Source organism: Paraburkholderia sp. GAS206C (assembly GCF_050435645.1).
Lineage (GTDB): Bacteria > Pseudomonadota > Gammaproteobacteria > Burkholderiales > Burkholderiaceae > Paraburkholderia > Paraburkholderia phenazinium_B.
On sequence record NZ_JBNDKR010000003.1, the window covers coordinates 327,209 to 346,633 of the forward strand.

A 19,425-nucleotide genomic window follows, 5' to 3' on the forward strand; every position below is an offset into this window, starting at 1 on the left:
TGCGCAGCTTGTTTGTCGGTTGTTCAGCGATTGTCCGGCGATCAGGCTGCGAGTCTGGAAATGTCGGCGACGCAATTCATCTGCTGATGCAGTGCGCCGAGCAAGGCCAGACGGTTAGCCCGCAACGCTGGGTCTTCAGCGTTGACCATCACGTCGTTGAAGAAAGTGTCGACCGGTTCGCGCAACGCAGCAAGCGCTGTCAGCGCACCCGTGTAATCATGTGCCGCCAGTTGCGACTGGACGCGCGGCGCCACCTGTTCGAGCTGCGCGTACAAGGCTTTTTCCGCCGCTTCCTGCAGCAGATTAACTTGCACACCGGCCGCCGGCGCGCCGTCCGACTTCTTCAGGATATTCGAAATGCGCTTGTTTGCCGCGGCGAGCGAGGCTGCTTCGTTGAGAGCAGAGAACTCGCGCACTGCATCGAGACGCGCGACGATGTCATCGAGTCGCGTCGGGTTCAGCGCCAGCACTGCGTCGATTTCACCGGCGGAGTAGCCACGCTCGCGCAGCAGGCCGCGCAGACGGTCCATGCAGAAATCGTAGATGGCCTGGGTCGAATCGGCGACGTTCGGCACGGCGGCGAACTGCGCGTAGGTGGTGCGCAGCAGTTCGACGAGGTCGACCGGCAACTGCTTCTCGACGAGGATCCGCAGCACGCCGAGCGCATGACGGCGCAGCGCGAACGGGTCTTTCTCGCCGGTCGGTTGCAGACCGATGCCCCAGATGCCCACCAGCGTTTCGAGCTTGTCTGCCAGCGCGACGACCGTGCCGGTTGCCGTGGCCGGCAACGCGTCGCCGGAGAAGCGCGGCTGATAGTGTTCCGAGCAGGCCAGCGCGACTTCTTCCGGCTCGCCGTCGTGGCGCGCGTAGTACGTGCCCATCGTGCCTTGCAGCTCGGGGAATTCGCCGACCATGTCGGTGATCAGGTCGGCCTTGGCGAGCAGGGCGGCACGCCTGGCGAGCGCGACATCCGCACCGATCAATGTGGCGATTGCACCCGCCAGCGCTTCGACGCGTTCGACGCGTTGCAGCGCCGAGCCGAGCTTGTTGTGATACACGACGTTGGCGAGCAGCGGCACACGGTCGGCGAGCGGTTTCTTCTTGTCCTGCTCGAAGAAGAACTTCGCATCGGCCAGACGCGGACGTACCACGCGCTCATTGCCTTCGATGATGTCGCCCGGCGTCGCGGTTTCGATGTTCGAAACAATCAGGAAGCGCGAGCGCAGCTTGCCGTTGGCATCGGTCAGCGCGAAGTATTTCTGGTTTGTCTGCATGGTCAGGATCAGACATTCCTGCGGCACTTGCAGGAACTCGTCCTCGAAACGGCAGGTGTACACCACCGGCCATTCGACCAGCGAGGTCACTTCGTCGAGCAACGCTTCAGGCATCACGACCTGGTCACCCTCGGCTTGTGCGAGCAGGTGCGTGCGGATGGTTTCCTTGCGATCCGCGAAGCTCGCGACCACGTGGCCCTTGTGACGCAGCGTCTCTGCGTACGTGTCGGCGTGCTGGATCTGCACGAAGCCTTCGGACAGGAAGCGGTGGCCGAGCGTGGTGTCGTCGGAGTCGATACCGAGTGCTGTAACCGGCACGACCTGTTCACCGTGCAGGGCGGTGAGCCGCTGCGCGGGGCGCACGAACTGGATGTTGGTACCGTCCGGACGCTGGTATGTCATCACCTTGGGAATCGGCAGCTTCGAGACGGTCAGCGTTTCATCCAATGCAGCTTGCAGACCTTCGGCGAGCGTCGCGCCGGGGGCGGTATAGCGCAGGAAAAACGCTTCGGCCTTGCCGTCCGATGCACGCTCGAGATCGCTCACCGAGAAATCGGCGAAGCCTAGCGCGGCGAGTTTCTTGGCGAGCGGCGCGGTCGGCTGGCCGTCTTTATCGAGCGCAACAGACACCGGCAGCACTTTTTCCCGCACTTGCTTTTCCGGCGCAACGTCGCGAACATTCCTGATCGTGACGGCGAGACGGCGCGGCGTGGCATAGCGTTCGAACGACAGTTCGCCTTCGATCAGGTCGCGCGCGGCGAGGCGCTGGGCGATCCCTTCGGCGAAGGCGTCACCGAGACGCGCGAGCGCCTTGGGCGGCAATTCCTCAGTCAGCAGTTCGACGAGGAGGGTGGCGTGTTGGGGATGAGTCATCTGTTGGTATTCTCGTCAGTCCGCGTCGATCTTGCGTTCGACTTTGAGCGGCGGCGCCCAGGCGGGCATCGCGGCGTCCTGTTCGTCAGTCGTGAGGCCGGGCACACCGTGCACCGGATTGCCGAGCATCGGGAAGCCGAGCTTCTCGCGCGATTCGTAATAAGCCTGCGCCACCTGGCGCGACAGGTTACGAATGCGGCCGATATACGCCGCCCGCTCGGTCACCGAGATCGCGCCGCGCGCGTCGAGCAGGTTGAACGTGTGGCCGGCCTTCAGCACGAGTTCGTACGCCGGCAGTGCGAGCGGCACTTCCATCATGCGCTTCGCTTCCGCTTCGTAGCTGTTGAAGAACGTGAACAGGAGATCGGTGTTCGCGTACTCGAAGTTGTAAGTGGACTGCTCAACTTCGTTCTGGTGATACACGTCGCCGTATGAGAGGCGCCGCATTTCAGGACCGTTCGGGCCTTGCTCTTCCCACTCGGTCCACACCAGGTCGTAGACGTTCTCGACCTTCTGCAGATACATGGCAAGGCGTTCGAGCCCATAGGTGATTTCGCCGAGCACCGGCTTGCAGTCCAGACCGCCCACTTGCTGGAAGTAGGTGAACTGGGTGACTTCCATGCCGTTCAGCCAGACTTCCCAGCCGAGACCCCACGCGCCGAGCGTCGGGTTTTCCCAGTCGTCTTCCACGAAGCGCACGTCGTTCTGCTTCAGATCGAAACCGAGCGCTTCGAGCGAGCCGAGGTACAGATCGAGGATGTTTTCCGGCGCCGGCTTCAACACCACCTGGTACTGGTAATAGTGCTGCAGACGGTTCGGGTTCTCGCCGTAGCGGCCGTCCTTCGGGCGGCGCGACGGCTGCACGTAGGCCGCGCGCCACGGTTCCGGGCCGACCGCGCGCAGGAACGTGTGGACGTGGGAGGTGCCCGCGCCGACTTCCATATCGATCGGCTGGAGCAGCGCGCAACCCTGCTTGTCCCAGTAGGATTGCAGCGTCAGGATGATTTGCTGAAACGTGAGCATGAAGTGCCTTTCGGGCATGGAGGCCGCGCCGCTGGCGCCGGGGCGCGCGAGGCGGCCGTGGAGCAAAGTGCTAAACGGTAGATTTTAACGGAAAGGGCGGGGGGTGAGGGTTTTTGGGGGTGGGGTGGGAGGTTGGCTGTGCGGGGCGGTCATAGGAACACAAAGAGCCGAGATTTGCGGCCCTTTGTTACTTAAGCTCCCAAGAGATCAATCGAAAATCTCAAGACCGTTCTTTTGCACGAGCTGGAGCATACGCGCAGCGATTCCGCTCGGCTTCTTGTCGCCCTGCTCCCATTGCCGCACCGTGGACACGGTCGTGTTGAGATACATCGCGAACACGCTCTGACTGACAATCACCCCCTTGCGGATATGCACAATATCCTTCGGATTGAACGCGGGTGCTTCCTCGATGCACAGGTCGTCATACTCACGCATCGTTTTTCTTATCGATGACTTCCGCTCGATACAGACCGGAAGCCGCGCTGTGAATCGCCTCCGAAGCATCACTTCTGAATCGGGTCTTAGCCATTGCAGATCTCCACTAATTCCTTCGATCTCAACATTTCATCAACATCGGCACCATTCGCATTGCCGTAGTCCCGAGCAAGCCTCTTGAAGTCGCGCAATTCCCGGTCGTCAATGTTTTCCCGATCGCTCTTCGCGAACAGATAGACGAAAACCCAGAAATCGCCCAGTTTATTGACAACAACGCCACGCCTCGTGTTTTTATCGAGACGCTTCTTCCAGACATGCCCACCGAGGTCGTCGCCCCGACCGGCGTCACGAGAATTGAGCTGAAAGGAGGGCTGAAATTTCCGCTACATCCAGGCAAAAAAAATGGCGCTCTTTTCAACCAGAGCGCCACTTTGTTTAGCCCCCTCCGCTCCTTTTCCGTATCCCCGGCCCAAACGCAAACCCAAACGCCAGCAAAAAGAGCGAAACCGCCAGCACGGTATTATTCCCACTCGTCACATACGGCGTATTCCCCGACGTCCCTTGCACGGTCACATCAATCGACCCAACTGTAAAAGGTGTCAGCCGCGCGACCACGTTCCCGTGCGCATCGATCGCAGCGGTCATTCCAGTGTTAGTAGCCCGCAACATCGGCCGCCCCGTCTCCAGCGAGCGCATCCGTGCAATCTGCAGATGCTGATCCAGCGCGATCGTGTCACCAAACCAGGCAAGGTTAGTAGAGTTAACCAACACTCCAGCCGGCGTATCGCTCTCCCGAATCGACCTCGCGATCTCCTCGCCAAAAATATCCTCGTAACAGATATCAACCGAAACCGGCTGGTTATGCACCATGAACGGCTTCTGCACCGGCGCCCCGCGCGAGAAATCGCCAAGCGGAATATTCATCAGGTTCACAAACCAGCGGAAACCCCACGGCACGAATTCGCCGAACGGCACGAGATGATGTTTATCGTAGCGGTACAACTCGCGCGAGCCCGGCGTGATGCCGAACGTACTGTTCGTGTAGTCGACAAGTCGTCCTTCCGGCGTGATGGTGCCGCCAATCGCCCCGAACAGGATCGACGTGCCGGTCGAATCGACGAAGTTGCGAACCGCGGTAGCAAACGGCACCGGCAATTCCTGGATCAGCACCGGAATCGCCGTTTCCGGCGTCACGACCAGGTCCGCCGGCTTTGCGGTAATCATCTGCTGATATTCGTTGATGGCGGCAACCATGCCGGCCTGCTCGAATTTCATCTCCTGCTTCACGTTGCCTTGCAGCAGCCTCACTTTAAGCGGTGCGTTAGCCGGCACCGTCCACGTGGCCAACGGCAGCAGCATGCCCGCCGCGAGCAATGCCACTGCGACAACAGCGGCAGGCGCAACCCGGGCCACGCGCGTCGCGCCCTTACGCAGCTCTGCAGGCTCACGCACCCGCACCACCGCCTGCACGATCAGCGCAGCAACCAGCGCCAACATCCAGCCCACGCCGTACACACCCGCCACTGGTGCAAATCCTGCAAGCGGCCCGTCGACCTGCGGATAGCCGCTCGCAAGCCAAGGAAACCCCGTGAACACATAGCCGCGCAACCACTCGCTGACCGCCCACGCACTGGCGAATGCAAACGCGCCATGCCAAGTAGGAGAAAACGGTTTGTCGTCGAGCGCGCCGTTTTGCGCATGCCCAGCGCAAAACGACCACACCCCCGCAGCCAGAGCCGGATACACCGCGAGATACAGCGAAAACAGCACCAGCGCCGCTGCGGCCAGCGGCGGCGACATCCCGCCGTAGTCATGCATGCTGACGTACAGCCACCACACGCCCGTGACGAAGTTGCCGAAGCCAAACGCTCCGCCTGTCAACGCGGCGCTTTTCCATCCCGTGGTCCGCGTGAGCCACGCGAAGAAAAACGCGAAGATCGCCACTTCGAGCCAGCCGCCGTGCGGCGTCGGCGCGAACGAGAGCGTGTTCGCGGCACCGGCGACCAGTGCGACGAGGTAGTGCCACCGCGGCAACGTCCGGCCCGGCGCTTGCGCCGCCGTGGACGTCACGCCACGGCGCAGACGGGAAGTAATCGGGTCGGCCATTATTGCGCGGTCGTTTTGAGGAAGAAAGAGATCAGGTCTGCACGTGCTGCGCGTCGCGCTCGCGCTGGCCGGCGAGCGGATCGCGGCGTACCAGCAGCATGTGAATCTGCCGCGCGTCGCCGCGCAGGATCTCGAAGATCAGGTCGTCGATGCGCACCTTCTCGCCGCGATGCGGCACGCGCCCGAAGTGATGCGTGACGAGCCCGCCGATCGTGTCGACTTCGTCGTCGGAGTAGTGCGTGTTGAACGCTTCGTTGAACTGCTCGATTTCTGTCAGCGCACGCACGCGGTAGCGGCCATCCGGTGAGGCGATGATGTTGCCGCTTTCCTCGTCGAAATCGTATTCGTCCTCGATGTCGCCGACGATCTGCTCCAGCACGTCTTCAATCGTGATGAGGCCCGCGACGCCGCCGTATTCATCCACGACGATCGCAATGTGATTATGGTTCACGCGGAAGTCATGCAGCAGCACGTTCAGGCGCTTGGACTCCGGAATGAACACGGCGGGGCGCAGCATGCCGCGCACGTCGAACTCTTCTTCTGCGTAGTAGCGCAGCAGGTCTTTGGCGAGCAGCACGCCGATGATGTTGTCGCGGTTGCCTTCGAAGACCGGATAGCGCGAGTGCGCTTTTTCCAGCAGGAAAGGGATGAATTCCGCCGGTGTTTCCGCAATGTTGATCGCGTCCATCTGGGCGCGCGGAATCATGATGTCCCGCGCGCAGAGTTCGGAGACCTGGAAAACGCCCTCGATCATCGACAGCGAATCTGCGTCGATCAGGTTGCGCTCGTGCGCGTCCTGCAGGATTTCCAGAAGTTCGCCGCGGGATTCGGGCTCGGGCGAGATGAAGTCGGTCAGACGCTCAAGCAGGGAGCGTTTTTCCTGTGGTTTGTCGCTAGTTCGGTGTCGACTGGGATACGTGTCGTTCATGGTGGTGCGCCCGGCAAGACTGGGCGCGCTGTTGCAGAGCGTTAAGGATACACCACGCACATGGCAGGACCGTGTCCCGGCGGCCTCGCCAGGGGACAACGGGGCGCACCGCATGCGCAGGGCCTGGTTCAATGCTAACGGATAACGCTGGCCAAAGGGCAATGGAGCAAAAATCCGTGACGCAAGCTCAGTGTAAGGCCAATTGGAGGTTCAGACGTTCCGGGCCACGAACCCAGGGCTCGCGGTGAGGTGCACGCGTCCCGGGCGAACGGCCGTTCGCGACCGTTCGGCAATTCAGCCGCCGTCGCTCTGCGCTTCGCGGCAACGGGCCAGCAGCGCTTCCAGCGCGCGGTCCGGCATGCCGCTCTCGCGCAGCGCGGTGACCGTGCGACTGACGTAGTCGAGCGTTGTGCCGTAGCGCCCGCAGGCGCAGCCGAACACGGTCTGCACGATCTCGTCGGCCAGTTTGCCGGTGTAGGACGGCACGTCGCGGCGCATCACGAAGGCGAGCGCCTCGACGCGCCGGCCGTCGGCGAGATTGCACGGCAACCAGGCGGGCCGGTACGAACCCATCGCCATTTCCCGCCGCCAGAGCGCCTCCAGATGCGGCATCGCGCCCTCGGCGGCCAGCCGGAAGGCAATGCCGGTGCACGAGCCGCCTCGGTCGAGTGCCAGCACGAGGCCCGGTTGTTCCGGCGTACCGCGGTTCACCCGTGACCACAGGTACAGGCCGCGGTGATAGCCGTGCACCTTGGAGCGCGTCGCTTCGACCGTCGGCATGCCCGGATTCCAGATCAGCGAGCCATAGCCGAACAGCCACAGATCGCTTTTCCGGTCCCAGTCGCGCAGCGTGCAGTCGAGTGAGGCGCGCAATTCCTCGTCCGTCAGCAGACGCGATTCGCCCAGCTCGGGCGGATAGCCGGGGCAGGGCGGTCGGTCGTCGGGTACGGGGTAGGGGGCGCTCACGGGAATGGCCTACGGGCCTGGTGCGGTTTCGGGTCTATAGATAGGGATCGCGGAAGCCGAGCGCGGCGAGGATCTCAGTCTCGATCGCCTCCATTTCCTGCGCTTCTTCCTCGACCTCGTGATCGTAGCCCTGCGCGTGCAGTGTGCCGTGCACCAAAAGGTGCGCATAGTGCTCGGCCAGCGTCTTGCCCTGTTCGGCGGCTTCCTTCTCGACCACCGGACAGCACAGGATCAGATCGCCTGTCACCGGATCGTCTTCCGATTCGGCGTAAGCGAAGGTAAGCACATTGGTCGAGTAGTCCTTGCCGCGATAGGTGCGGTTCAGCGTGCGGCCCTCTTCGGCATCGACGAAGCGCACGGTCAGTTCCGCGTCGGCGAAGAGAGCTGCCTTCACCCAGCCGGCGACCGTCGCACGCGGCAGAATCGCCTTGTGCTCCGGCCAGGCCTTGGCGGCGGGGAATTGCACGTTCAACGTCAGTTTCGGGGTGCGGCTCATGCGTCTGGGCTTTATTGCGTGCTTAACGGGTGAAGGCGGCGTTCAATACGTGACGGCATGGCCGGTTCAACGTGCGTCGGCGGGATTGGCGTTTTTCTGCGAGTGCGCGTCGTAAGCCTCCACGATGCGCGCCACCAGCGGATGCCGCACCACGTCGGCACTGGTAAAGCGCGTCATGGCAATCCCGCGCACGTCCGACAACACCTGCTGTGCCTCGATCAGACCGCTCTTGTGGCCGCGCGGCAAGTCGACCTGGGTCGTGTCGCCCGTGACCACAGCCTTCGAGCCGAAGCCGATCCGCGTCAGGAACATTTTCATCTGTTCGGGCGTGGTGTTCTGCGCCTCGTCGAGGATGATAAACGCGTGATTCAGCGTGCGGCCACGCATGTAGGCGAGCGGCGCGATTTCGATCATCTGCCGCTCGAACATCTTGGCGGTTTTGTCGAAGCCGAGCAGATCGTACAGCGCGTCGTACAGTGGACGCAGATACGGGTCGACCTTCTGTGCAAGATCGCCCGGCAGGAAGCCCAGGCGCTCGCCCGCTTCCACTGCCGGACGCGTCAGCACAATGCGTTTGACCTGGTCACGTTCCAGCGCATCCACCGCGCAGGCCACCGCCAGATACGTCTTGCCCGTGCCGGCCGGCCCGATGCCGAAGGTCACGTCGTGCGCGATGATCTGCTTCAGATATTCACGTTGCGCCGGGGTACGGCCGCGCAGATCGGCACGCCGCGTGTACAGCTTCGGGCCGAGCGCTTCGAGGTCTTCTTCGCCGGTGTCGGCCGGTTCGTCGAACGGATGATCCGGGTCGTGGCGAAAGCGCGCGTCCGGACCTTCGCCGCCGTTGGCGCCGTTGCTGCTTTTGCGCGGCGGATGACGTGCTTCGACCAGCGCAAGCTGGATATCGTCCACGGACAGCGGATCGCGCGCGTTGTTGTAGAAATTTTCGAGGGCGGTGAGCGCGAGCTTCGCGCCCCGGCCGCGGATCGAGATACGGTGACCGCGGCGTTGCAGCGTGACGTCGAGCGCCTGCTCGATCTGCCGCAGATTTTCGTCGAGCGGTCCGCAGAGGTTGGCGAGCCGCGCGTTATCTTCGCGCGGTGCGGTGAATTCCAGATGCTGCTGAGAGGTCTTCAAGGCGTTGGATCGATCCTGTCGGTAGTCAGTACGCTTAATGGGTGGTTGTGGGCGCGTCGTCGTGAACCAATACGAGCTCGCCACGTAGCGAATGTGGGTACGCTTGTACGATTTTCACGTCCACCATCTGGCCAATCAGCCGCGCGTGCGATGCCAATGGCACCGGGAAATTCACCACGCGGTTGTTTTCGGTGCGGCCGGCGAGTTCGTTCGGGTCTTTGCGCGCCGGGCGTTCGACCAGAATACGCTCGACCTTGCCCACCATCGACTCGCTGATGCGCGCGACGTTTTCCTCGATCGTGGCCTGCAAATGTTGCAGCCGTTTGAGCTTCACTTCGCGCGGCGTCTCGTCGTGCAGGTTCGCCGCCGGCGTGCCGGGGCGTGGGCTGTAGATAAACGAGAAGCTGGTGTCGTACTTCATCTCGTGAATCAGCGCCATCATCTTGTCGAAATCTTCCTCGGTCTCGCCGGGGAAGCCGACGATCATATCGGTAGAGAGCGACAGGTCCGGGCGGATCGCACGCAGCTTGCGGATCACCGATTTGTATTCGAGCACGGTGTAGCCGCGCTTCATGGCCATCAGGATGCGGTCCGAGCCGTGCTGCACCGGCAGATGCAGATGGCTCACCAGCTTCGGCACCTTGGCGTACGTATCGATCAGGCGCTGCGTGAATTCCTTCGGATGCGACGTGGTGTAACGGATGCGCTCGATGCCGGGGATATCCGCGACGTATTCGATCAGCGTCGCGAAGTCTGCGATCTCCGATGAACCGATGGTCAGTGCGCCGCGATAGGCGTTCACGTTCTGTCCGAGCAGCGTGACCTCGCGTACGCCCTGATCGGCGAGACCGGCGATTTCGGTGAGCACGTCGTCGAGCGGACGCGACACTTCTTCACCGCGCGTGTACGGCACGACGCAGTAGCTGCAGTACTTGCTGCAGCCTTCCATGATCGAGACGAAGGCGCTCGGGCCGTCGACACGGGCCGGCGGCAGATGGTCGAACTTTTCGATTTCCGGAAACGAGATATCGACCTGGGCACGGCCGCTTTCGCGGCGCTTGTCGATCATCTGCGGCAGACGGTGCAGGGTTTGCGGGCCGAACACCAGATCCACATACGGAGCGCGGGTAATGATCGACGCGCCTTCCTGACTCGCCACGCAGCCGCCCACGCCGATGATCAGGTTCGGATTCGCTTCCTTCAGCTCGCGCGCGCGGCCGAGCTCGGAGAAGACCTTTTCCTGCGCTTTTTCGCGCACCGAGCAGGTGTTGAAGAGAATGATGTCCGCGTCTTCCGGGGTGTCGGTCTTGACGAGGCCTTCAGCCGCACCGAGTACGTCGACCATTTTGTCGGAGTCGTACTCGTTCATCTGGCAGCCGTGGGTCTTTACATAAACTTTCTTGGTCATCGAATTTCGCCGGTCGCAGTGGTTTATCTGGGGGCGTCGTTAAAAAGTGAAGAGAGGCGAAAACGTGCGCGGCTCGGGGCGTGGCGCGAGGCCGGACGCAGTCTTAGGGAGACCTGGCAGCACGTCGACAGCGTAATCCACCATTATAGCCCGTCACTGCGGGCGGGTTTCCGGCGGTGACGGCTGAACAACAGGTACCTAGACGGGCCGAGGCGTAGCGTGATTTTCAACATTAATTTGAGAATTATTCAAAGGCTAGACCAATTATCAAAGCGGTGCTGGCCAGAGAGAATGCGTCTGTCGAAATCCCTTATCCGGCTCGAAACCGACCCTGGTCATGCATCTCGGTGACGCCACGATTGTCACCGCCGAGTGACAGGTGCTGCTCGGCCGGTTGCACACGGTTGAGGTGCGCTACCAGCTCGCCGAAGTACCGCTCGCCGGTGAATGCCAGCTGTTTGTCGCGCTCGCGCCGGGCGTCGTCGTCGTCGAATGTGTGACGGCCTTGCTTCATGTTCGTCACGCTCTTTACTGAAATCTGGAGTCTTGCGATGCCCATCCCCCTTCTCGCGCTAGCGATTAGCGCCTTTGCCATCGGCACGACCGAGTTCGTGATCATGGGATTGCTGCCCGAGGTGGCGCGCGATCTGTCCGTTTCGATCCCGTCGGCCGGTCTGCTGGTGAGCGGTTATGCGCTTGGCGTCGCAGTCGGCGCGCCGCTGCTCGCGGTGGTCACCAGCAAAATGCCGCGCAAGCTCGCGCTGCAACTGCTGATGGGCGTGTTTATCGTCGGCAACGTGCTGTGCGCGGTGGCGTCGGGCTATTCGGTGCTGATGATTGCGCGCGTCGTGACGTCGTTTGCGCACGGCTCATTCTTCGGCATTGGCGCGGTGGTCGCCGCGTCGCTCGTGCCGCAGGAAAAGCGCGCCAGTGCGATTGCGCTGATGTTCACCGGCCTCACGCTGGCCAATGTGCTCGGCGTGCCGCTCGGCACCTTCATCGGCCAGGAGTTTGGCTGGCGCATGGCCTTCTGGGTCGTCGCCGCACTCGGCGTAGCCTCGCTGGCAGGCATCGCGGCGCTGGTGCCGAATAAGCACGACACCGGGCCCGTAGGCCTCATGCACGAAGTGCGCGTCCTGAAGGACCCCCAGGTGTGGATGGCGCTGGCGATGACGGTTGTCGGATTCGGAGGCGTGTTCGTCGTGTTCACTTACATCGCGCCGATTCTCGAACAGGTAAGTGGTTTCTCGCCTCGTGGCGTGACGCTGATTCTGGTCCTGTTCGGCGCCGGCTTGACGCTCGGCAACACGATGGGCGGCAAGCTCGCGGACCGCGCGCTGATGTCTTCACTGATGGGGATTCTGCTGGCGCTCGCCGTGGTCATGGCCGTCTTCACACGCACCAGTCACTCGCAGGTGGCCGCCGCGGTGACGATATTCGTCTGGGGGATCGCTGCCTTTGCGACGGTGCCGCCACTGCAGATGCGGGTGGTCGAAAAGGCGAGCGCCGCGCCGAATCTGGCCTCGACGCTGAACATCGGCGCGTTCAACGTGGGAAACGCCGGCGGTGCGTGGCTTGGCGGGCTGGCCATCGGCCATGGCCTCGGCCTGGATGCGCTGCCCTGGGTGGCCGCGGCGGTGTCGATCGCAGCGCTGCTGTTGACGTGGATCGCGGCTCGCATGGATGTCCCGGCGGCCCGGCGCGTAGCCTGTGGCGAAGCCATATGATAATTTCGCACAAGCTTTGCGGGAACCGTCCTCCGCAATACTGATAACAGTGTGAAGATAACTTCGTTGGGCGCAGCGAATCGCAATGCTATCTTGCCTCCACTAACCCTTTGCTCCGCCATCTGGCGGCGCTACTGGAGGCACTCATGAATTCACCGCTTGCGCTGGTTCGCGATGACGCGCTCGATGCACACGATGGGCCGCGCGCCGCGGAGCCGTTGGATGCGCTGGAACATCTGGTCGGTGTCAATCTGGCCCGTTTGCGGGCCGAGCGGCAACTGTCGCTCGACGCGCTGGCCCGTGCTTCGGGGGTATCGCGCGCCATGCTGGCGCAGATCGAGTCGGCCCGCAGCGTGCCGTCGATTAAAGTGCTGTGCAAGGTCGCGGCAGCACTGAAAGTCTCGGTCGCCGCGTTCTTGCGGCGCCATGCGACCAACGGCTTCGAGCATCTGCCGGCTGACAAGGCGACCCGCCTCGTCAGCTCGAACGGGCGCTATTCCGCGCGGCCGCTGTATCCCGACGCGGAACCCGCCACCGCCGAATTCCACGAATTGCGTATCGCGCCACTGCATACCGAACCGGGTGTGCGTCGCGCGCCCGGGACGACGGTCAATCTGGTAGTGAGCGAGGGCACGCTGGAGGTGAGCGTTCACGATCAGCGGCAGTTGCTCGCTACCGGCGACGCGATCGTCTTCGACGCCGATCAGCCGCACACGCTGCGCAACCCCGGCGACACCGAGGCGCGCGCATTTCGCGTCACGTTGAATGCGGAAACGCCGCCGCGCTGGGACGTGCCGCACGATGCGGCGCGGCATGCGGCACCGGTTTGATGCAGTGACGCCTCGCGGCGTCGTTCTGGCTCATAGCCGCTGCGCTGCAGATCGCGTGCGGCTGTTGTATGCTTCATCTGCCGGATTTTCCGGCAATCAGTGCGTCTTCAGGGCGGGGTGAAATTCCCCACCGGCGGTATGCAGGCAGCGCAATCGCGCTTCCTGCGAGCCCGCGAGCGCCCACGAGTAACCTTTCGGGAGAATCGACAGGTACAGTGGGGTCAGCAGATCTGGTGCGATGCCAGAGCCGACGGTCACAGTCCGGATGGAAGAAGATGTGCAGATAGTCATGTCAGTTCCCGTTGCGCTGCCCGATGGTCTGGGCAGGGTGTGGGCGTTCTGTGCGAACGTCCGGCGGGGCGAGTGCTGCCTGTTTGCAATGCCCTGAAACGTTTTTCGCCCAACTTTTGCGAGAGCGTTTCAAATGTCCTTGACTACTTTTCCTGCCCCTTCGACGTTCGCGGAAGATGCGTTCGCCGATCTCCCCCTGCTTGCCGCCGAACCGGTTCCGCCGCGCATCGCCGCTGCGTTGCAAGCCATGCGCGATGGCCGCGCCGTTGTCCTGCAGGATGACCACGACCGCGAGAACGAAGCCGACCTGATCGTCTCTGCCGAGCGTCTTACCAACGAAACGATGGCGCTGCTGATCCGCGAGTGCAGCGGGATCGTGTGCCTGTGCCTGCCCGACGACAAGATCCGTGCACTTGAGCTGCCGCCCATGGCTGTGAACAACGAGAGCCGTCACGGCACTGCGTTTACGGTCTCGATCGAAGCGCGTGAAGGCGTGACGACGGGCGTCTCCGCCGCCGATCGCGTCACGACGATTCGTGCGGCGATTGCCGATACGGCGAAGCCGGCCGACATTGTCCGCCCCGGCCATGTGTTTCCGCTGCGCGCGACGCCCGGCGGCGTGCTCGCGCGGCGCGGTCATACGGAAGGCACGGTGGATCTGGCGATTCTCGCCGGCCTCAAGCCTGCCGGCGTGCTATGCGAATTGATGAACGCCGACGGCACGATGACGCGCGGCGCGGATGTGGAGCGCTTCGCGGCGCAACACAATCTGCCGTTGCTGACGATTGCCGAACTGGTGGAATTCCGTGAAGCGCTGGCTGCGGCGCGTGAGTGCTGCGCGGACGAGGTGTGAGTTCGGCGTAATTGAAGGATGAGCGGGACGTGCCGGGCGTGCGTGTGTTGAGCGCGGGTCCGGCACAGATAGTTGATCAGCCGTCCGCTTCACTACCCGCATTGTTCTTACGACTGCACGTCCCCAAACTCGCCGCGCACGCCTGCTTCAACGAGCGCTGGCAGTTCATCCATATGCTCCATGATGCGCGTGATGCCCATCTTGCGTAGCGCATCGGCATAGCCATCGGGAATATGACTCGCGCCGACGAAGGCGATCGTCTTCATACCCGCTGCGCGCGCCGCATTCAACCCGGCGACGCTGTCTTCGACCACCAGGCACCTCGCCGGCTCCACGCCCAACTGCTGCGCCGCGAACAGATACACATCGGGGTAGGGCTTGGGTCTCGCCACCTGTTCGGCGCTGAAAACACGCTCGCCGAACACCTGCTGCAACCCGGCGCGCTTCACCGAAGCCTGCACCCGCTTCATGCGGCTATTCGATACGACCGCCGCCGGCAGCGTCACGCGTTGTAGCGCATCGCGCACGCCGCCCACGGCAGTAAGCTTTGAGCTCAACGCCAGCTCGACGTTATGGTCGATCGTCTCGAGAAAATCGTTCGGCATGGTGATGCCGAACGACGCCTCGATGCCTTGGAGAAAGCGCGAGGTCTGCTGGCCGAACGCCGTTTGCATGACGCTGGCGAAGTCGAGGCCGGGGAAAGTGGCGGACAGCGTTTCGAGGATAACGTGGTCAGCGATAACTTCGCTGTCGACGAGAACGCCGTCGCAATCGCAAATAAGATGATCGAGCATGCTGGAACAGGGAGCGAGGGGCGCGTGGACGTTTCGGGCCGTGCGCAAACCGAAAGCATCATGATACGTGCTTTGGCGCCGTCTGCGCGCCCCGGCCGCTTCTGTCCGGTACGGAGATCAATGCACGTGCAGGTAGATCCAGGCGGCAGCCGCACCGCCCGCGAGCGGGCCTAGCACTGGCACCCATGCATAGCGCCAGTCGCTATCGCGCTTGTTAGGGATCGGCAGCAATGCGTGCATCAGACGCGGCGACAGATCGCGCGCCGGGCTCATCGCATACCCCGTCGGGCCGCCGAGCGAAATGCCGATACCGAGAACCAGCAGGCCGACCGGCAATGCATCCAGCGCACCGAGGCCCACTTGCGGCGACGCCAGGTACAACACGCCAAGAATCAGCACAAACGTGCAGATCATTTCGGTCAGGAAGTTATGCGGGGCACTGCGGATAGCCGGCGCCGTGCAGAACACACCCAGCTTGATGTCGGCATCCTCTTCCTTTTCGAAGTGCTGCCGGTAGGCCATCCACACGAGTCCCGCACCTGCCATCCCGCCCAGCATCTGTGCGGCGATATAACCGGCTACCTTGCTCCAGGCGAACTTGCCGGCCAGCGCGAGGCTGATCGTCACGACCGGATTCAGGTGGGCGCCGCTGAACGATGCTGTCATGAAGACGGCGATGAAGACCGCCATCGCCCAGCCCATAACGATGACGATCAGGTCCGCGCCCTTGCCCTTGGTGCGTGCCAGCAACACGTTCGCGACCGCCCCGTTGCCAAGCAGGACGAGCATCGCTGTGCCGATAAATTCGGCAATGTAAGGTGACATGATATGTTCTCCATAATATATTTGTTAGTTGCCGAGGCCGCCTCGGATACGGCCTCGTAGCGCTAGTGAGTCAAGGCGTATCGGCCCACGCTTTGGCGGCGCGCACCGCGCGTTGCCAGCCGGCCAGATTGTCCTTGACCTCGCGCGGCTCCATATCCGGCGTGAAACGGCGATCCAGTGCCCACTGGCTCTGCAGCTCGTTCACGTCCTTCCAGTAGCCAACCGCGAGACCCGCCAGATACGCCGCGCCCAGCGCCGTGGTCTCGCTGACCTTCGGGCGCACGGTGTCGACGCCGAGAATGTCTGCCTGAAACTGCATCAGCAGATTGTTCGCGCAGGCGCCGCCGTCGACGCGCAGTTCGTCGATGCGGATGCCCGAGTCGGCTTCCATCGCCTTCAGCACGTCGAGCGATTGATAGGCGATCGAATCGAGTGCAGCGCGCGCGATGTGCGCCGAGGTCGTGCCGCGCGTCACGCCGAACAGCGTGCCACGTGCGCGTGCGTTCCAGTGCGGAGCGCCGAGGCCCGCGAAGGCCGGTACGAGATACACACCGTCGCCATGCGGCACCGTGCGGGCGAGCGTTTCGATGTCTGCGGCACTCCTGATGATGCCGAGCCCGTCACGCAGCCACTGCACCACCGCGCCCGCGATAAAGATGCTGCCTTCGAGCGCGTAGTTGACCTGATCGCCGATCTGCCAGGCAATCGTCGTGACCAGGTTGTTCTTCGATTCGATCGGCTTGTCGCCGGTGTTCATCACGAGGAAGCAGCCTGTGCCGTAGGTGTTTTTCACCATGCCCGAGCGCGTGCACATCTGGCCGAACAGCGCGGCGTGCTGGTCGCCCGCAATGCCGGCGAGCGGGATCTTCGAGGCGAACACCGTGGTCTTGGTCGGACCGTACACTTCCGACGATGCACGTACTTCCGGCAGCATGCTGCGCGGAATGTCGAGCGCCTGAAGCAGCTCGTCGTCCCATTGCAGCGTGTGGATGTTGAAGAGCATCGTGCGCGATGCGTTAGTGACGTCGGTGACGTGCAGGCCGTGCTTGGTGAAATTCCACACCAGCCAACTGTCGACGGTGCCGAATGCGAGACGCCCTTGCTTGGCTTTTTCGCGAGCACCTTCGACGTTATCGAGAATCCAACGGATTTTCGTCGCCGAGAAATACGAGTCGATCGGCAGACCGGTCTTCGCACGGACTTTCTCTTCAAGACCTTGGGCTTTCAGTTCGTCGCAGAAGTCGGCGGTGCGGCGGTCTTGCCAGACGATCGCGTTGTAGATCGGATGGCCGGTTTCGCGGTCCCAGACAATCGTCGTCTCGCGCTGGTTGGTGATGCCGATGGCGGCAATCGACGTGCCGTTCATCCCCGCACGCGTGACAGCCTCGGCCGCGACGCCTGCCTGGGTTGACCAGATTTCCTGCGGGTCATGTTCGACCCAGCCCGGACGCGGATAGATCTGCTGGAATTCCTTCTGAGCCGTCGAGACGACGTTGCCCTGACGGTCGAAAAGCATCGCGCGCGAGCTGGTTGTGCCCTGGTCGAGCGCAAGTATGTACTGATCCTGCATTGTCTCTTCTCCATGTTATGAGTCGCCGGAACGGTGATCCGGCGATGGGAACGGCTTGTTGTTCTGGGCTGCTGCAACTGCCGTGGCTTCGTGCACTCCGGTGTGCCGATCTCGATCCGCATGCCGGAATACGGTGTTATCGGTGGCTTGTACTGATCACGCCTGCGTTGGGCGTGATGGGCTTGTCGGTGCCTGGTTGTGCTTACTGGTTCTGGTGCGTGCTGACGCGCTTGACCATGCCTGTCCGTGCCTATGCTTGCTGACTCGCCGGAGCTTGCCCGAGTGCCGCGCGCTCGAGCGGCGCGGGAGCGCTGGCAAACCAGCCGTCGATGTCCTTTGTGACGCTTTCCAGTGTGCCCGGCTCGACATGCAGGCCGAGCTTCGAGCGGCGCCACAACACGTCTTGCGCGCTGCGAGCCCATTCGACGTCGCGCAGATAGCGCAGCTCGGCTTCGTACAGACCTGGAGCGAAGGCGCGGCCGAGGTCTTCAAGCGAGCGTGCCTGACCGATCACGTGCCTCGCGCGCGTGCCGTATGCGCGGCCGTAGCGATACGCGAGGTCGGCGGGCAGCCAGGCGTTCTGCTGCTTGAACTGCGTGACGAAGCGCTCGAAATTCGCTTGCGGGATATCGCCGCCCGGCAGCGCTGCACCGGCCGTCCAGGCCGGAGCCGGATTCCGCAGCGCGCGACCGAGTTCGTCGACGGCTTCTTCCGCGAGCTTGCGGAACGTCGTGATCTTGCCGCCGAACACCGACAGCAACGGCGCTTCACCTGCGGGTGCATCGAGTTCGAGCCGGTAGTCGCGCGTGACGGCGGACGGATTGTCCGCACCTTCTTCCTCGAGCAGCGGACGCACGCCCGAGTAGGTCCAGCGCACGTCCTTCGGCGAAATCTGCTGTTTGAAATAGCGGTTGATCGAATCGCAAAGGTACTGCGTCTCGTCGGCGTTGATCGCTACCTTCGCCGGGTCGTCGTGGTATTCGATGTCCGTGGTGCCGATCAGCGTGTAGTCGTGCTCGTACGGAATCGCGAAGATGATCCGCTTGTCCGGATTCTGGAAGATGTACGCGTGATCGTGTTCGAACAGGCGCGGCGTGACGATGTGGCTGCCCTTGACGAGGCGCACGCTATGGTTCGCTTCGCGGCCGAGCGCGCCGTGCAGCAGTTCGCCTACCCACGGGCCTGCGGCATTTGCAATTGCACAGGCGCGCACGTCCAGTTGCGTGCCGTCGTCGCGACGCAGTTGCGCGTGCCATTCGCCGCCAGCGCGCACGGCATTGATGAGCTTGGTGCGCGTGAGGATGGTGGCGCCGTGTTCCTGCGCGTCGAGCGCATTCAGCACGACGAGGCGCGCGTCGTTGACCCAGCCGTCCGAGTACACGAAACCGCGCTTGATCGATTCGATCAGCGGTGCGCCGGCCGGATGGCGGCGCATGTCGATACCGCGCGAGGGCGGCAGCAGTTCGCGCCGGGCGAGATGATCGTAAAGGAACAGGCCCGCGCGGATCATCCATGCCGGCCGCAGGTTTGGCATGTGCGGCATCACGAAGCGCAGCGGCCACATGATGTGCGGTGCGGCGCGCAACAGGGTCTCGCGTTCCTGCAGCGCCTTGCGCACGAGGCCGAATTCGCGGTACTCGAGATAGCGCAGACCGCCATGGATCAGTTTGGTACTCGCCGACGACGTATGCGCCGCCAGGTCGTCCTGTTCGCAGAGCAAGACAGACAGGCCGCGCCCCGCGGCGTCGCGTGCGATGCCGGCGCCGTTGATCCCGCCGCCCACCACGAGCAAATCGTATCTAGAGCCTTGCGTCACCTGCTGTGTCCCCTGCGTCATGGATGAAATGCTATCGAACCGATAGTGTTCGTTTTCGAACTTTAATGAACAA

16 protein-coding genes, 2 pseudogenes and 1 riboswitch are annotated in these 19,425 nt (G+C 62.8%); of the genes and pseudogenes, 3 read left to right on the forward strand and 15 right to left on the reverse strand.

Going from position 1 to position 19,425, the window contains the following annotated elements; genetic code table 11:
• Positions 1 to 41: 41 nt before the first annotated feature.
• From glyS to P3T20_RS09860, 11 genes and pseudogenes are all read right to left on the reverse strand, one after another.
• Complete coding sequence (glyS, locus tag P3T20_RS09810; protein WP_074263396.1) at positions 42 to 2,147, reverse strand: glycine--tRNA ligase subunit beta; 2,106 nt, start codon at positions 2,145 to 2,147, stop codon at positions 42 to 44.
• A 15-nt stretch (positions 2,148 to 2,162) separates the two neighbouring features.
• On the reverse strand, positions 2,163 to 3,170 hold the full coding sequence (gene glyQ / locus P3T20_RS09815) for a glycine--tRNA ligase subunit alpha (protein ID WP_074263397.1): 1,008 nt from the start codon (positions 3,168 to 3,170) through the stop codon (positions 2,163 to 2,165).
• 207 nt (positions 3,171 to 3,377) lie between these two features.
• Positions 3,378 to 3,699 (reverse strand): annotated as a pseudogene (locus P3T20_RS09820) (helix-turn-helix domain-containing protein).
• A pseudogene (locus P3T20_RS09825) lies at positions 3,692 to 3,937 on the reverse strand (type II toxin-antitoxin system RelE/ParE family toxin); the annotation flags it as partial. The pseudogenes P3T20_RS09820 and P3T20_RS09825, both read right to left, overlap by 8 nt.
• A 103-nt stretch (positions 3,938 to 4,040) precedes the next feature.
• Positions 4,041 to 5,711 (reverse strand): apolipoprotein N-acyltransferase, encoded by a 1,671-nt coding sequence (gene lnt, locus P3T20_RS09830; RefSeq protein WP_074263398.1) that lies wholly within the window; start codon positions 5,709 to 5,711, stop codon positions 4,041 to 4,043.
• A gap of 31 nt (positions 5,712 to 5,742) precedes the next feature.
• Positions 5,743 to 6,639 carry an HlyC/CorC family transporter gene (locus tag P3T20_RS09835; protein WP_074263399.1) on the reverse strand — a complete coding sequence of 299 codons (897 nt, stop codon included), beginning with the start codon at positions 6,637 to 6,639 and terminating at the stop codon, positions 5,743 to 5,745.
• A gap of 294 nt (positions 6,640 to 6,933) precedes the next feature.
• A complete protein-coding gene (locus P3T20_RS09840; protein WP_429286787.1) occupies positions 6,934 to 7,605 on the reverse strand; it encodes a gamma-glutamylcyclotransferase in 672 nt (223 codons plus the stop codon).
• A gap of 34 nt (positions 7,606 to 7,639) precedes the next feature.
• Positions 7,640 to 8,101 carry an rRNA maturation RNase YbeY gene (gene ybeY, locus P3T20_RS09845; RefSeq protein WP_429286788.1) on the reverse strand — a complete coding sequence of 154 codons (462 nt, stop codon included), beginning with the start codon at positions 8,099 to 8,101 and terminating at the stop codon, positions 7,640 to 7,642.
• A 66-nt stretch (positions 8,102 to 8,167) separates the two neighbouring features.
• A complete protein-coding gene (locus P3T20_RS09850; protein WP_074263402.1) occupies positions 8,168 to 9,238 on the reverse strand; it encodes a PhoH family protein in 1,071 nt (356 codons plus the stop codon).
• Positions 9,239 to 9,272: 34 nt separating this feature from the next.
• Complete coding sequence (miaB, locus tag P3T20_RS09855) at positions 9,273 to 10,646, reverse strand: tRNA (N6-isopentenyl adenosine(37)-C2)-methylthiotransferase MiaB (RefSeq protein WP_429286789.1); 1,374 nt, start codon at positions 10,644 to 10,646, stop codon at positions 9,273 to 9,275.
• A 310-nt stretch (positions 10,647 to 10,956) separates the two neighbouring features.
• Positions 10,957 to 11,160, reverse strand: a complete 204-nt coding sequence (locus P3T20_RS09860) for a hypothetical protein (RefSeq protein ID WP_429286790.1) — start codon at positions 11,158 to 11,160, stop codon at positions 10,957 to 10,959.
• A 37-nt stretch (positions 11,161 to 11,197) separates the two neighbouring features.
• On the opposite strand from P3T20_RS09860, the gene P3T20_RS09865 reads away from it, so the two are divergent.
• The 3 genes from P3T20_RS09865 to ribB all read left to right on the forward strand — a co-directional run bounded on the left by P3T20_RS09865 (position 11,198) and on the right by ribB (position 14,347).
• On the forward strand, positions 11,198 to 12,373 hold the full coding sequence (locus P3T20_RS09865) for an MFS transporter (RefSeq protein ID WP_429286791.1): 1,176 nt from the start codon (positions 11,198 to 11,200) through the stop codon (positions 12,371 to 12,373).
• A gap of 146 nt (positions 12,374 to 12,519) precedes the next feature.
• Positions 12,520 to 13,203, forward strand: coding sequence for a helix-turn-helix domain-containing protein (locus P3T20_RS09870; protein ID WP_074263405.1), 684 nt, complete (start codon positions 12,520 to 12,522; stop codon positions 13,201 to 13,203).
• Between the two features lie 99 nt (positions 13,204 to 13,302).
• Positions 13,303 to 13,484: riboswitch (FMN riboswitch) on the forward strand.
• 143 nt (positions 13,485 to 13,627) lie between these two features.
• Entirely contained in the window at positions 13,628 to 14,347 is a 720-nt protein-coding gene (gene ribB / locus P3T20_RS09875) for a 3,4-dihydroxy-2-butanone-4-phosphate synthase (protein ID WP_429286792.1), read from the forward strand.
• 107 nt (positions 14,348 to 14,454) lie between these two features.
• On the opposite strand, the gene P3T20_RS09880 is transcribed toward ribB, so the two are convergent.
• The 4 genes from P3T20_RS09880 to glpD all read right to left on the reverse strand — a co-directional run bounded on the left by P3T20_RS09880 (position 14,455) and on the right by glpD (position 19,352).
• Positions 14,455 to 15,141 (reverse strand): HAD family hydrolase, encoded by a 687-nt coding sequence (locus P3T20_RS09880; protein WP_074263407.1) that lies wholly within the window; start codon positions 15,139 to 15,141, stop codon positions 14,455 to 14,457.
• Between the two features lie 117 nt (positions 15,142 to 15,258).
• Positions 15,259 to 15,966 (reverse strand): MIP/aquaporin family protein, encoded by a 708-nt coding sequence (locus tag P3T20_RS09885; protein ID WP_074263408.1) that lies wholly within the window; start codon positions 15,964 to 15,966, stop codon positions 15,259 to 15,261.
• A 70-nt stretch (positions 15,967 to 16,036) separates the two neighbouring features.
• The gene (gene glpK / locus P3T20_RS09890; protein WP_429286793.1) at positions 16,037 to 17,536 is read right to left on the reverse strand and encodes a glycerol kinase GlpK; all 1,500 of its coding nucleotides are present in this window, start codon (positions 17,534 to 17,536) and stop codon (positions 16,037 to 16,039) included.
• A 250-nt stretch (positions 17,537 to 17,786) separates the two neighbouring features.
• A complete protein-coding gene (glpD, locus tag P3T20_RS09895; RefSeq protein ID WP_429286977.1) occupies positions 17,787 to 19,352 on the reverse strand; it encodes a glycerol-3-phosphate dehydrogenase in 1,566 nt (521 codons plus the stop codon).
• Positions 19,353 to 19,425: the final 73 nt, after the last annotated feature.